Genomic DNA, 14764 nt, shown 5'->3' with positions numbered 1-14764 from the left:
CTGCTTGTTCTGCGGTATTCAGGGACTGAGGATACAAATTTTCTCAAATGAGTCATGATGCTGCCACGAAGACAGTCAAGGTGTTTCTTTTTTAGTAATATTGCGTATAAAAAGTTGTATATCAACGAAATAAATCGTATTTTTGCTATTGCAAAAACAAAGGCGGAAGACAATATCAACATCATATTCTATTGAATTCCGCCTATAAAAAAAATAAAAATGAACGATAAGAAGAAACACCTAAGGCGGTGCTTCCGCATCGCTGTGCACGAATATAAGCATTTTTACTACAATTACAAGCGATGAACAATATTTCTTAAATGAAAAAGCCGTGTGTCCGATATGAAAAAAACTGGATTTTTATTGAAGCGAATCAATTCTTTTATTATTTTTACCTTTCCTTCCATAACCAACGTGGTGCGCCGTTGCGCCCTGCAGCTGCTCATGTCGAAACAGAAAACACTGGACAAGCAGACGCTGAAGGAAGCCTTACAGAAAGAAACACAGAAAATGTGAAATTATTACGTGGACTCCGACGGACCGCCCTGCTTGTGTTACCGGCTGCCTTGCCCGGGATGAACCTTTGAGATGCAACCGCCAGACAAAGGGGAAGAGGAACACTTCCATACCCGTAACCCGGCAGGACAGTCTTATGCCAGGGACACAACTATAGAAAAAAGGACAGACCTGATAGTAAGATGCGTTTGGTAAAAAAGGAAATGATGAATATTAATAATAGAAAAAGACATTTGTTCCGCAAAGCATACGCGGATATGTACATAAAAGAAGAGAAATATCTTCAAAAGGAGGATTGTTTTCCAGCCCCCCATTACTGGTAGTTTTTAGGAGATAAAGCCTAAGGATATTTTGTTTTTCTCACTTGAAAACCTTATTTTTGCATAACAAAAACGTCCTTTGAATGTATGCAAGATGAAACAAGCCGCTGAATTTCGCTCGTTTCTAAATAGTTACCTATTAAATAAAAATAACAAGAGAACTATTTAATTTTCAGTTAGATAGCAAAAGCATTGTGTTTCCTTACGTGAAAGGTCACTTTCTTGTTCTTGATGCCGGCGGCTAAGGCCCAGCCTTTTAATACCTGACATATAATCGTGAGGCTAGGTAGATGGAATATCAAGCCGACCCTGTCATTGTCATTCTCCCTTGCGGGAAGGTATTTTATCGCTTCCTCGGACAATGGGAGATAAATAGCCTCTTTCGTCTTTCTTTGTATGATCTGTAAACGGAATTTATCATTTCCTTCTTTTTGCATATCTTCCCATCTAAGAGCGGTCAAGTCGCTGATCCGGAGTCCGCAGAAACAGCAGAACAGAAAAGCCTTTTTTACCTCTGGGCATGCGCAATCTGTCCGGATTAACCTCTTTAGTTCCTCTAGGGTCAAATAAGTACGCAGGCTGGTAGGTTTGTGGGGTTTTTCGTCTGTATCCAGCGAACCACAAGGATTCGAGAGGATCAGTCCTTTTTTGACCGCCTTATTGAGTGTGACATTCAGGAGCCGGTAATAACCGTGAATCGTGAAGTCGCTTTTGAGGTAGGGTTGTTTACGCAAGTGAGCGATGAAACCTTTCACGAAACCGGTATCTATGTCTTTAAGCAAGCATTGCGGCATATAGTCTCTAAGATGATTGGCCAGACTTCTTAATCGTAGGGAATAGGCTTTGTCGCCATGCGCGGATTTATCGGTGGACAATTCCGAGAGGAATTCTAAAAGTGTTTTTTTCCCGAGCCCGTTTATCATACGGACACCATAAATCTCGTTCTGAAGATCAATGATCCGTTGTGCCTTGATACTATTGGCCAAGCGCAAAGTGATCCGGTTCTTATCACGGTCTTCAGGGAAACGTTCCGGGGTGAGGTAGAGCTTGAGGAACTCATAATACCTCTTTCCTTTGTAATAGATGTCCAGATATATGGACTGGTTCGCGTTCGACAGTTTCTTGAACCGGAGCTTTACGGGCTCTTTCGCTTTCATCTCATTCTTTTTTCTTGCCATGATTTTGCTGAATTTAAGTGATTATGTAAGTTTTTCAGTATAGTATTTCCTAATTTCAAGGAAATATCAATATGTTTGTTTCCTGTAATTTAGGAAATAAATCCTATCTTTGTCCTATAAAAAAAGAAAATCATGAGGAAAGATGTCATCAAATCTCTTATTGCCATCAAGCAAAGCGAAATTCCGTTTGATGTGATTGAGCGAGACATAAAGTTACCGATCAACCGAAACAAGATCATTACGGTTCCGGGTGTGCGTCGTTGCGGTAAGTCCACATTAATGGAGATCGCTATCAATGGGCTTGTCCGTGAAGGGGTTTCCCCTAGAAATATATTATGGCTGGGGTTTGATGATGAGCGTTTGAAAAATATGTCATCCGATGATTTGGATGATGTGATAGTTTCATACATGGAGATGTTTCCGGATATACCCATAAAAGATGTGTATATGTTTTTCGACGAGATTCAATTGATTAAGGATTGGGAATACTTCGTCTTGCGTGTCTATAAATCTTATTGTAAGAACATTTATGTGTGCGGAAGCAATGCTACCATGCTGTCCACAGAGTTAAGTTCGGCTCTGCGCGGATATCCCTTGGAATACGAGACCTATCCGCTTTCGTTCAATGAATATTGCCGTTTCAAGGGAATCGCCACTAATAGCTATTTGGAACAGGACAGGGCAAGATTGAAGATGGCTTTCGAGGCATACAATCAGGCAAGCGCTTTTCCCGAAATCGTATTGACGTCATCCCGGTCGGAGCAGTTGAAACTGCTTCACGGCTATTTCGACACGATGATATTGAAGGACTTGGCCGAACATTACAAGATATCCAATACGGGTGTGGTACGGTATTTCGTCAAGCGTGTCATGGCCAATCTCACCAAGCCTACCTCCATCAATGCCATCTACAAGGACATCAAGTCCCAAGGGCTTAAAGTCAGTAAGGATGACCTGTATCTTTGGGCTGATTATGTTTGTAACATCTTCATGTTCGCACGAATCTCCAAATACGACCGTTCGCTGGTAAAGGAACAGAAATCGCTTGATAAATACTACTGTATAGATAACGGTATGCGTGGTGCCGTGCTTATGCCGCAGAGCAACGACAATGGGAAAAATCTGGAAAACACCGTGTTCATGCAACTGAACCGGATGCGGCTCCCTTCGGACAAGATTGCCTACTATCAAGGAAATTGTGAGTGCGATTTTGTGCTTCAACGGGAGGATAACGTGATACAACTCATACAGGTCACTTGGGATATGGTGGATGCGAGTACGAGAGAAAGGGAAATCAAAGGCTTGCTGGAAGCCGCCTCGGTGACCGGATGCGAGAATCTTATCATTGTCACGAAAGACGAGGAAAATACATTCAATAGAGAAGGCAAGGAGATCAAGGTGATCCCTGCATGGAAATGGGTCTTGCTTTTTTCTTGCCATGATTTTGCTGAATTTAAGTGATTATGTATATTTGTTACTAGGATGATCCGAGTACCATCCCGGTAGCATAAAATACACGGATTGAGCCTTTTTCTATAGGTGAAAGTTGCAAAAGGTAGGGAAACCTATCACTTTTATGAAATTGATACATTTGTCTCTTATTATAGAGAGTTCTGCCTATCAGCGCCACGATATATCCTTTCTATTTTTGTCACATATTAATGTGAGAACAAAAAATATTATACTATGAGATTCAAGAAATACATTCTTTTATCGTTGGTGCTATGCGGATTTGCCGCTTGTTCCGATGATAATGAAATAGAAATTCCAAAGGCTCCTGTCTTGGAGAAAGCTCAACTAGCTTTGGCTATCAAGAGTGAGGAGGGGGCGGTTACGAAGACCGGAGAAACTACTCCAACGGATGCGGACGTGAATACGCTAACGGTTGGGGTGTTTGGAGTTGATGGATGGAGTGTGATATATACAAAAGATGCTACTCCTAACCTTGATGGGACAAAGGATGTCGGTCCGCAAGACGTGTATGCGGGTGATGCTCAGGTCGTGGTTGTGGCGAACGCTGCCCCGGCTATCCAAGCTGAATTGGCAAAGGCAAAGGATATAACTGACTTTCTTGAAACAACAATCAATCTGGCCGACGAGACCTTGGAAAAAGGTTTGACGATGAGTAGTGGGGTGCTTGATGTGACATTAGTTGCGAATACGATTAACTATATAGGTTATGCTGATGAGAAGAGTGAGATAACTGTGAATGGAAAAACAGGCCAGGAAGTTCATGGTGGAGGCCCAGTTCCTTTGGTTCGTAATGTCGCTTCGATCGCTTTAGCTCGGGTAACGCATAGTAATCCCGATACTGCGAATTATATAAGTAAAAACTTCGTTTTAAAAGAAGTCTTTATCGCAAGCGCAAAAGGTGTTTCAAATGTGGCTTCTAAAGAAGAGTGGGGAGCGATAGAGAAAATAATTGATTTTACAGATCCGACTCTTGGATATTTAAAATATATGGTTGGTCGAGAGTTTTCAGGGAATATTGACGAAGGTTCTTACAAGAAAGGGACTCAGTCGTTAAGAGATATGTTAGTTCAAGAAAATACAACAAGTGATGAGGCTTTGAATCATGAATTTTATGTTTATGAGAATATAAAAGGTGAAGTTAATGCAGGTGAATCTAATGTTAATCCGGCTTATGCAAACCACACTCTATTGCTCGTAAAGGGTGATTATACTTATCTCCCGCAAGGTGCGAAAGAGTCTATTACGAAAGAGAATTGTTATTACGCGATTCCTGTTGGAGAAAAAGTGACGATTGGTGGTACGGAAGAGAAGAGTGGGTTTTACGTCCAACGTAACTACAAATACGCGATCACCTTGACCATCATCGGCCCCGGTTCCGAGATCCCATACGATCCGATGGTATCGGCGAACGTGAGCGCATCCGTGAAAGTGGAGCCATGGAACGTGAAGACTATCCATGAGGAAGTAGAATAAAGCAATATTGGGTAAAATAATTGATAAGAAAAAATTAGGATTATGAAACACATACTGTTTACAAAGGAATTGCTTCTCTTAGTTGTGGCTTTGTTCGTTATGATAGCGACTAGCTGCATCAAGGAGGATTTGGATCAATGCTATACGCTCAAACTGAAGGTCGAGAATATCAAGGGAGATGATATAACGGAATACGGATGGATGGAATCTACCGATCTGTATATATTCGACGAGAATCTGAATTACTTGGAGAAACGTCGCTTGGATAAGAACTTTATCCGTTCCCGCAATGAGATCGTATTGGATGGCTATACCGCCGATCGTAGTCTACGTATCGTGGCATGGGGCAACGTGAATGCCTTGGGTGAAAAGCAATCCGTATCGGAGGCCCAGACCATAGAGGACTTGAAAGTGATGTTGAAAAGCCAAGATGGTTTGGCGGTTACCCCGGATAGCCTTTATTATGGTAGCGAACAAGTGTTGACAAAAGCCGGAGGCGTAGCGAAGGAGACTGAGATCGTGATTCGTCCGAAAGTGGGTACGGTCACGATCGAGACCCGAGGGTTGCAAGAGCAACTCGGCAGGATGGGGTTGAGAAGTTCCGCGGATTGCGACTTCTACTTGAATAATACATTAAGTGGTTTTGATTACCGTGGCACGCAGATTGGCGATAGCGTATATTATAATCCGGAAGGTGCGTGGAACGAGTCCGGGGTTGAATGGATAACTCCTACTATGCAAACCGCTTGTCCGGGACAGGATATGGCTGTGTCGATAAGCGCCAATGGAGTATCGTTAGGCTCGGCCAAGGTAGACGAGAACGGTGATCCTATTTATACGAGCGCGGGAGAGAATACCCATCTGATCCTTGAATGGGGTGAGGGCGGAACCTTATCCGTCCGGGCAACCGTTCGTCCTTGGGGAGTAGTGGAAGAAGATATTCCGATGCATTAAAGGGTACCTCATCATATATAAATAAGAAATACGATACGAACATGAAATTATTAGCGAACATATTTTTATCCGGTTTGGCGATTCTCGCTTGTGTGAGTTGTTCTAAAGATGAGGATCCGGTTCTTCCCTTAGAAGGCGCTAAGCTGTCCGTCGCTGTCAAGGCGTCCGGTACGGCTACGAAAGCCTATAATCCCAATGACGTGAATGAGTTGGAGGGTGAGGCTTATATCAATAATTTGGCAGTGGTAGTATTTAATGAGACCGGCACGGAACTGCTCGGTTATAAATGGGAGGCTCTTTCCGGGGCGGAACATTCCGCCATAATAGCCGATGTGCCGACAACGAAGGCTGTCCGGGCACGGATCATTGTCTTGGCGAACGTACCGAGAGATTTATTATCTACCGTTTCTACATATGATGAGTTCCAGACTCGCTTGGTAGACCTCTCCTCGCAATCGCAAACGAACCTAACGATGAGTAGTCAAGTGATCGTTACAAAATCCACTTTATCTGAGGAAGATAACTATTTAGGATATACGGATCTTGGCGATCAGAATGTGGATGGCATCTCCGACCCGATCCTTTTGACCCGTGTAGCCGCACGTATTGATTTGGTGAATATATCCACTCGTTTTGCCGGAACGCCGTTCGCCGGACGTGAGGTGCGAATCGATGCGGTAGGCATCTACAATATGAAGACAAAGTCTTACTATTTCAGTGAGGCGGATTGGGGAGAGACAGAGGCTCCCGATGCCGTGCGAAATTCGGAAGATACCTCGTTCGAGGATCTGTTGGTAAATGATGGCGCTTCGATATCCAATACGCCATTCGTTCATTATGTAATGGAAAATATGAAAAGCGACGATCACACGATGATCGCCGTAAAAGCTACCTTACGGGGAAATTCCAGTTATCAGGACCATACGAAAATCTTCACGGCGGTGATCAATGCGGGTGGCTTGCAGAACGGCTATGATCATAATTTCATCCGTCGCAACTACGTTTACCGTCTCCGTATTTATTTTGACGGCGAAAGTTTCGACAATATTCCCGTAACGCCAGACCCGGGCCCAGGTCCGGATCCGGAACCCGAGGTAGATACCAACTTGAATATAGCCGTGCAGGTAGTAGGCTGGGGCCCGGTAATGCAGCATCCGGTAATAGACTAAGTAATGGAATCATAGGGAATGAAATTTAGTATAAACAAGAAAAAACAAAAGGATATGAAACTAAGACATTTATTATTAGCCTCCTTCGCCGCATGCACTTTTGCCTCCTGCTCGGACGATAGCTCGAATGGCATCGAGATACCGGAAGAGAACTATCAGATGATAGACGCGAACGTCTCTCTTACCGCTACGGCTTTGGATGGGATACAGACAAAAGGTGCAACGGAAGAGGGCGGTGATGCTGTGCTAGAATCTGGCAGTAATAACGAGCAATTTATTAATGAACTAACCGCCTATTTGTTTTATGTAGACAATGGGGTGAACGAGGATGCATATAAATTCGCCGCTATGAAAACGGTAACTTCGGATGGCACCAACTCCGTGAAAACCATTGAGGATATCGTTGTTAAGGTAAAGGCTACGGCGGCAGGTGAACTTTCCGATACGCAATTGAAAGTGATATTTCTGGCGAATACGAAACTTGCTACGCCTCCTTCTAATTTGGGGGATGTGAAAACTGCCGAACTTGAAGATCTCGTTGATTTTTCGTATGTGCATATGGGTGGTATGCGATACTATGTACCGATGTTCAGCCAGATAGTTACGATTGGTGGAGGTAGTAGTTATAAGCTTCTGGCAGGAACAACATATGATAATTGGGTGAAAGGATCTACAGCCCCTTCTATTATATATACAAACAATGCGGCAGTAGGTGCAGCACATAGGGTGATTGAGAAAACAAGTGGAGCGGAAGGATGGACTGAAAAAAGTTCCTCTTATGATCCGGCAAGTATTCCAGATGCTGATAAAATCCCATTAACCCGCCATGTAGCCCGTGTCCAACTTCAAGCTATTGATTGCGACTTCAAGAACAATTATGCTAACGCGTCATTTGAGTTGAAAGATGTATATATTGCGAACGCTAGCAATACTTCCCTTATCTATGCTGACGCGGAACCGTATAGTTTGGACAATGCTAAAGCGTATTCTCATGGTTGTAGCTATAACCGGGATGACTATTTCTTAGTGAACGGTAGTAAAAATGTAGCTTCTTTACATTGTGAAATGGATGAGGGGGTACTTATCGCAATGACGGGTCATAGTCATTCTTCTAATTTGAACGCCGATGGTTCCATAGATTATAATGCTAAAAATTGGTTCTCTTTTAATGATCAAACGATTCGCGGTGATGAACAAGGACGTAAAGATATGCCTCAATTTTATGTGTTTGAAATGAAGGGGGATAAAGATATGCCTTCAGATCCGGGTAAAAGTGATACTCCATCTGGATATATACAGACCATGTTAATTCTTCGAGGCGATTGGTATCCAAAAGGAAAAACGGAAGGACTCGGTAATGATGTGGTTAAAAAAGATCGCTACTACCGTATACCAATTAAGCAAGATGCGGCTAGTGGCATTATTGGTGTACAACGTAATACCATCTATAAGATATACGCTACGATAACCGGTGAAGGCTCAAAGGACCCTGACACAAGCGAGTTGAACGCTTGTATCAGTTTCAGTATTAAGGTTGAGCCTTGGACGGTCATCACGCAAACCGAGACAGACGTGAATTGATTAAACTCTTTCATAACGATTAATAGCGAGAACGGGGTTCGGAATTTCCGGGCTCCGTTTTTTTGTCCTATGATGGATGGATTTGCACCCTGCATAGGTATCCCTATCGCCTAAGATAGCTTTAACCACACCCTTAAAATGCTATTTCCAATATGCTAGTTTTACCCCTTAAAGTTGAAAGTTACGCCTATCGTGTCGAATAATGGATTCCTCTAATTTTGCTAGCGTAAAACAAGAGAAAAATTCAATCCATTATGAAAATAAAGAATATACTAGCATTGTTATGCTTCCTTTGCATCGGAGTGTCCTGCTCCATGGAAGACGATATTTTGAATAACGTGGATATGGGAGGCGTTGGGACGAATATCGCAAACACCGAGGCCGTTTTTGCCTTCTCTCTTTCCGGCAAAAGCTCTATGACCAAGGCTGGTGAAATAACGGAAAATCCCAATGATGTTACTTCTACGGAATCTTCTATCAGTAATTGTTTTGTAGCTATTATTAAAGATGACAATGTATTGTCTTCTTATTGGTACGCAACAAGCGATTTGCAGACGAGTAGCGAGTCCTTTACTACGGATATCAAGCGCCACATGATCGTGAAAGTGCCAAGTGATAAGCCAGCACTTACGGCTTATGCGGTGGCGAACCTGACACAGACGACTGCCGATAAGTTATTGGCTTGTACAACCATAGCGGGTATTCGAGATGTAGAGTTGGCAGAACCTAATTTTCTAGTAAAAGTAGGAGAACAACCCATTGGATCTTATAAAACAACTACTCAATTGGCTACTCACGATGACGTGAATTGTAACAAAATAACAATTCCCGTATCGCAGAGAGTTGCGGCGTTTGAACTGGCTTCCTTCAAGGTGGTAGACACGAGTAAAGAAAAGGTGGATGGTGAGTATCCGGTAGTACCGAATGTAGAGGTCGTTTCCGTACAGATGCTGAACATTAAGCTAAGCGCTAAAGTGGTAGGTGAGTATGGTAGCTCTTTTTCCGGAGTAGATGATAATATTCTGAAGCCAACCGATGTGAACCAGAGTGATCCGAAGAAAGACATTTACGGTACTTACGATAAGATCCGTTTTTATGGCTATGATAATACGGATGTGGATCGTCAGACTTCCATGAAAATAACCTATAAGGTCGATGGTGCGGTAATGGATCGTACCTATCCGATCAAGACAAAGCCGGGAGATGCGGTGAAGGTTGTTGGGGGGAATCTCTATAAGTTATCTGTGACAATAGGTAATGCCAGCGAGGATATTGATTTTGTAATTGAAGATTGGATACCGAATACCTTGAGTGTCGGTGATATTTTTGGAGAACCAGTTAAGTAAACAGGGTAAAATAAACATAACATGAAGCAGTTAAAAGATATAGTATTGACAGGATTTTTGGCGCTCTTGGCCTTTACCGCATGTACGGAAGAGAAGCTGATAGATGAGCGACCGATGGAAACAGGTACGGTTTCGATCTCTTTCTCTACTGAGGGCGTGGAGACGAAAGCGATAAATGCCGGTGGTACTTATCAGTACGCTACGGCGGATGAGCTTAACATAAACAATATTTTCGTCTCCATCTTCAAGAAGGTGGATAACGAGTGGAAATACTTGATTTCTAAGACTGGAACCTTAGGTGATGGCAGTTTTGTCGGGACACAAAGTTCCGGCTCTTTTAAATTGACCGGTTTAACCTTACCGCTTAACACGGAACTGAAGGTGGTAGCTATCGTGAATCCATTGGAGGACAAGGTTGCGTCTTATGCGGAAATGGATTATAATGGGTTAAGTGCCGAGACGGTAACTTATACTGGTACGTTGGGTGGAGAGGGTTATTATACATTCGATCCGAAAACCTTGATAAAGGCAGGCGAGCAGGATATGAAATTTACCGCTACTAGCGGTGTGATTTCTGGCGGCAAGGATGTCCATTTGAAGCAATTGGCGGCGAAAGTAGAGTTGGACTTGGATGTGGAGTTGCCGAAGATGGAAGGCTCTACGACTACGAGTAAGTGGACGTTGGATGGTTATTCTATAGATGACATTATCAATAAGTTATCTAAAAGAATGAGTAGCGCATCTAACAAAAATAAACCTGTTATTGTATATGTGGATCAGTCTGGTGCATTGAAGGCAACAGGATCGGGAGAAAAAGTTCCAGCTGGTGCTAAGGCGTTAGCGCGGGCATGGAATAACTCTGCGGATAAAGACTGTGCTAATCAACCTAATACTAGTAATAAATATGCGCATATAGAAAGTTTTTCTTCGGGAAACCCTATTACAATGGCGATAACTACTACAACTCCAACATGGTTGTTTAATTTGATAAGTGTTCAAGTATTGAATGTGAATACACAATCGAAACTGATTATCCCCACAAATCAATTGAATGATGCGATTGGTTTGAGAGATGGATCTATCCTAGGAGGAATGGCAGATACTAAGGTCAATTTATCTTTTTACACGTATGAAAGAGACAAGGTCAGTGATCTAACAAAAGCCTTGTCTGTGAAGATAGTTGGGGAATACGTTAAGGGTGATAAAAAGGAAATAGCAACTTATAAGTTGAAGTCTACAGGTTTTCATCCCACATGGGATGAAGATGGGGGCTGGGGAGAAGGTTCAAACACTAAGTTTATTATCAATACGGAAGAATTGGAAATGGGTGGAACCGTATCTAAAATAGATATAACTTCTACCGGAGAGAGTACGGACTATCAATACTCCATCCCAATCAACCCTGAATATAAAGCGGATGAATGCACGGACGGTTTGATCCACGGTAACTATTATCATGTGACAGGAATGTTGAAACAATCAACAGGTGAGTTTAATATATGGGTAGCTCCTTGGGTTGGGAAAGATGTTAGCGCAAACTTTAATTAAACAGTAAATAGAATATTATGAAAGCGATAAAAAATATATATGCCTTGTTCTTGGGCCTGTTAATGCTAGGACTAGGTTCCTGCATGGAAGAGACGGAAGTGAATGGAGGAGAGCAGAATGTTGATGGATTACGACTGTCCTTGAGCGTTTCCGCTAGCGACGTGATCTCTCCGCTCACGAAAGCCTCGGCTACTGATGCTAATGCTATTAGCGATTTGAATATCCTTGTGTATAATAAGGATAATAATCGCTTAGTTAAAGGATTGTATTTGACCGGTGCAGCCTTGAATGGCTTTACCGTAAATAATAACGAAGAGAATAAGGCGGTTAATTACGATATAGCTTTACAGAATGGTTCTTATCGTGTACGAGTAATTGCGAACGCAGAATCTGATTTGAGTGCGGAGCCGTTCGATAAGATAGATAATCTATCGTATGGAACGTTAGATAATTTGCCAAAGATGGTAATGAGCGCATCCGCTGATGATGTATCAGTTAGCGGAGGAAAAGGTTCTGCCATCCTTTCGTTAAAGCGTATTTACGCTATGATATCCGTATCTGTGAATACTTCTGGATTGAAAGATCGTACGATCAAGCCCCTAAAAGTATCTTTGCATCAAGTACCGGCTACTGGTAAATTGTTTATGAACAACTTAATCCCGGCAAATCCGTCACCTTCAGATTATATAACGGAGGCTGATATGATCGAATTTTCCAATCCGGTAGAAAATGTTAGTTCAATGAAAGATAACAGTGTTTTCTTTATGTATGAGAATAAGCAACCGGATGGTGTCTGCTTACTGAAAGACGGACAGTATGTAGAGGCTTATAAAACCCCGGCAAGTTTAGGTAACACCCCTATAAAGGATGTCGCCACTGTGGAAACGGATAAGACTTGTTCTTATATTCGTGTGGAAGCAGAGTATTCAGAAATGGGTGCTAATGGGAAGATTGTTTATCGTTTTTTCTTAGGAGATAACGCTTTTACCAATTTTGAGGTAGAGCGAAACGCCCATTATAACGTAACGCTTAATCTAACTGGTAAGGGCGGGGTTGACGAGGCTTCTTGGCGTGTGACGAAAGATTTCAACTGGGATTTTACGGTGGATGATATTTATATCGGGTATCGGATAGGCTCTATAAGTGATATCCAAGTGAAGTTGCCAACAGACCATGGTTGGTTTGATAATTGTACATGGAGTGTGGAAGGTTCAAATCGTGAGGATTTCCAGATTGGTGCGTATGATAAAAATACGAATACGATTCGAGTTATCACGAAGAAAACGAATATTAGTAGTAAGGATCACATAACTAATACCGTGACGATTACGGCTACAGGGAAGGATGGAAAATCAATCTCTAAAACTGTAACTGTCAATCAAGTTATCCGTTTGGTCGATCCGATAGCTTTCTATAAGAAATGGGACAACAGGGAGCTTGTCAAAGTTAAGGTGCGAGAATTTAATAAGGAGAAGAGAAAGTATGAGATATTGAATTCTATTGGCCCTTGGACAGCTACTATTACCGCTGGAGATTGGTTTACGCTATCTACAGATGACGGACAGTCTGTCGTCGGAACATCGGAGTCTGTTACAGGTACTGGAGGTGATATTGTTTTTAATTATAAACCGAATTCGAGCACAGGAAGTTCTTCCACCAATCGTTATGGCGCTATCAAGGTAACCTATCATAATAACCGTTGCGAGCATATGATTTATTTGCGTCAAGGTTATGCGGATACGCAATTGTTGGATGGTGGGGCAACTTGGTCTTTATTCAATTGTACGACAAAAGGCTCTATCACCAACGCTCCGACCCAATCTGGATATTTTTATCAAGGAGGGGCTTCAGATTCCTATTATACACCATGGGATGTGACTTATGGTAATAAGCATTTGAATTGGAAAGAAAAAACATCGGAGGACATGCGCAATGAAAAATACAAATGGGAGTATGGGCAAGGTCCATGTCCGAGTGGTTATAAAGTTCCTGCGGCTAGCCATTACAGTGCTATTAAGAGTGCTACGGAGAAAAATACATTATTTACATATGGAGGATATGTGTATGATGATAGTTGTCCGGTTGAGAATACTCCTTTTGGTTGGCAGTGGGATTCAGAAGGCAATGCGGTTATAGATGAAACTATAGATTGCAATCCGGCTAAAGGGACATTAATGGTTCGTTCTACTGGAGAACCTGTCAATTTGTTCTTCTCTTATGGAAAGGCTGTTATGACTGAGCATGGGAGTGCTGCAGAGGATACAGGGATTGATGAGATTGGTATTGGGTATTTGGGTGGAGGTCGACTTCTCTATAATACAGCCCATCGATATGGGGCTTTTTATTGGTCTGGATCTGGTGACTCTCATGCTGATACGAATATGCTTTTTATAGATTTTTGGTATTCTCTGAATACCAATGTTCCTATTAATGTCGGAACATTAAATACGAATAACGGCATGTTTGTTCGTTGTGTGAGGAGTGAAAAATAAATTGATATATCTAGTTGTAGAGACGCAGCATGCTGCGTCTCTCTCTATTTAACAGAAATCAATCTGACACTTTGTATTCTTAACTCCCGGAGAATCCCTTTTTCCGTCCCGACCTACGACTTGCCTCCAAATACGCAAGAAAAAAACAGTAATTGCTTAGCATATACGTAGATGTTGAAAAATGCCCTTTCATTCTAGCTAAATTAATTCATCGTAATTCATATCAAGTAGGGTGAAAAGGGGAAAAACAGGCTTACGACTGGGGTGTAACGGTACAAGAATGCCCATTCACGACCGCTTATAACCCTATTAGCGACCGCTTACGATGCCCAACGCCACCGTATGTGTAGGCTTTTGCCTCCTAATGTGCGTTGAAAACCGTCCTTTTTTATCCTAAAACATGAATAAAGCGGCGCTCCATGTCTTTATTGTGTGGCTTTCGTTAAAAGGGAATGCCACGATATGCGTCTTATATTGATCAAAAGGATCAGATAATGTTCGTTTGGCTAACAGGTTGATCTTTGATACTAAAGTGATATGAATGGCTTATTTTATCTAGACGAGATTTTTTATTCGGAAAATAGTCCTTACCTTTACGACATAGATACGTTTTCTGAACTTCAGCCTTCCCGAGTTCCCTTCATGGCGAACGGACGTGGTTCTGGCAAACGAGCAAACAGGTAAGACTTTTGGGCGGATCCGGCTGTGATCGCC

10 protein-coding genes are annotated in these 14764 nt (G+C 42.3%); 9 read left to right on the top strand and 1 reads right to left on the bottom strand.

Going from position 1 to position 14764, the window contains the following annotated elements; translation table 11 throughout:
• Positions 1–320 precede the first annotated feature (320 nt).
• Entirely contained in the window at positions 321–587 is a 267-nt protein-coding gene (locus DWX84_RS11280; protein ID WP_199703906.1) for a hypothetical protein, read from the top strand.
• A 425-nt stretch (positions 588–1012) separates the two neighbouring features.
• Here the strand turns inward: DWX84_RS11280 and DWX84_RS11270 are convergent, their stop codons facing one another.
• Entirely contained in the window at positions 1013–2014 is a 1002-nt protein-coding gene (locus DWX84_RS11270; RefSeq protein ID WP_122377513.1) for a site-specific integrase, read from the bottom strand.
• 132 nt (positions 2015–2146) lie between these two features.
• Here DWX84_RS11270 and DWX84_RS11265 point away from each other — a divergent pair, with 132 nt between their 5' ends.
• From DWX84_RS11265 to DWX84_RS11230, 8 genes are all read left to right on the top strand, one after another.
• Entirely contained in the window at positions 2147–3475 is a 1329-nt protein-coding gene (locus DWX84_RS11265; protein WP_122297490.1) for an ATP-binding protein, read from the top strand.
• Between the two features lie 225 nt (positions 3476–3700).
• Positions 3701–4960: a fimbrial protein gene (locus DWX84_RS11260; RefSeq protein ID WP_048927147.1), complete on the top strand. Its 1260-nt coding sequence runs from the start codon at positions 3701–3703 to the stop codon at positions 4958–4960.
• Positions 4961–5002: 42 nt separating this feature from the next.
• Positions 5003–5914 carry a FimB/Mfa2 family fimbrial subunit gene (locus DWX84_RS11255; RefSeq protein ID WP_122297491.1) on the top strand — a complete coding sequence of 304 codons (912 nt, stop codon included), beginning with the start codon at positions 5003–5005 and terminating at the stop codon, positions 5912–5914.
• Between the two features lie 41 nt (positions 5915–5955).
• The gene (locus DWX84_RS11250) at positions 5956–7083 is read left to right on the top strand and encodes a fimbrial protein (RefSeq protein WP_122297492.1); all 1128 of its coding nucleotides are present in this window, start codon (positions 5956–5958) and stop codon (positions 7081–7083) included.
• 54 nt (positions 7084–7137) lie between these two features.
• On the top strand, positions 7138–8664 hold the full coding sequence (locus DWX84_RS11245) for a fimbrial protein (RefSeq protein ID WP_122297519.1): 1527 nt from the start codon (positions 7138–7140) through the stop codon (positions 8662–8664).
• A gap of 254 nt (positions 8665–8918) precedes the next feature.
• The gene (locus DWX84_RS11240) at positions 8919–10010 is read left to right on the top strand and encodes a hypothetical protein (protein ID WP_122297493.1); all 1092 of its coding nucleotides are present in this window, start codon (positions 8919–8921) and stop codon (positions 10008–10010) included.
• Between the two features lie 21 nt (positions 10011–10031).
• Positions 10032–11558 (top strand): hypothetical protein, encoded by a 1527-nt coding sequence (locus tag DWX84_RS11235; RefSeq protein WP_122297494.1) that lies wholly within the window; start codon positions 10032–10034, stop codon positions 11556–11558.
• Between the two features lie 17 nt (positions 11559–11575).
• Positions 11576–14050, top strand: a complete 2475-nt coding sequence (locus DWX84_RS11230) for a DUF4906 domain-containing protein (protein WP_122297495.1) — start codon at positions 11576–11578, stop codon at positions 14048–14050.
• Positions 14051–14764: the final 714 nt, after the last annotated feature.

The organism is Parabacteroides sp. AF21-43 (assembly GCF_003635435.1).
GTDB classification, from domain to species: Bacteria; Bacteroidota; Bacteroidia; order Bacteroidales; family Tannerellaceae; genus Parabacteroides; species Parabacteroides distasonis.
Note: the sequence above shows the minus strand (reverse complement) of the source record. Positions and strands in the feature narration are given on the sequence as shown.

Coding starts and splice junctions, on each gene's coding strand:
- DWX84_RS11280 (WP_199703906.1), top strand. CDS start 321: ATGAAAAAGCCGTGTGTCCGATATGAAAAAAACTGGATTTTTATTGAA.
- DWX84_RS11270 (WP_122377513.1), bottom strand. CDS start 2,014: ATGGCAAGAAAAAAGAATGAGATGAAAGCGAAAGAGCCCGTAAAGCTC.
- DWX84_RS11265 (WP_122297490.1), top strand. CDS start 2,147: ATGAGGAAAGATGTCATCAAATCTCTTATTGCCATCAAGCAAAGCGAA.
- DWX84_RS11260 (WP_048927147.1), top strand. CDS start 3,701: ATGAGATTCAAGAAATACATTCTTTTATCGTTGGTGCTATGCGGATTT.
- DWX84_RS11255 (WP_122297491.1), top strand. CDS start 5,003: ATGAAACACATACTGTTTACAAAGGAATTGCTTCTCTTAGTTGTGGCT.
- DWX84_RS11250 (WP_122297492.1), top strand. CDS start 5,956: ATGAAATTATTAGCGAACATATTTTTATCCGGTTTGGCGATTCTCGCT.
- DWX84_RS11245 (WP_122297519.1), top strand. CDS start 7,138: ATGAAACTAAGACATTTATTATTAGCCTCCTTCGCCGCATGCACTTTT.
- DWX84_RS11240 (WP_122297493.1), top strand. CDS start 8,919: ATGAAAATAAAGAATATACTAGCATTGTTATGCTTCCTTTGCATCGGA.
- DWX84_RS11235 (WP_122297494.1), top strand. CDS start 10,032: ATGAAGCAGTTAAAAGATATAGTATTGACAGGATTTTTGGCGCTCTTG.
- DWX84_RS11230 (WP_122297495.1), top strand. CDS start 11,576: ATGAAAGCGATAAAAAATATATATGCCTTGTTCTTGGGCCTGTTAATG.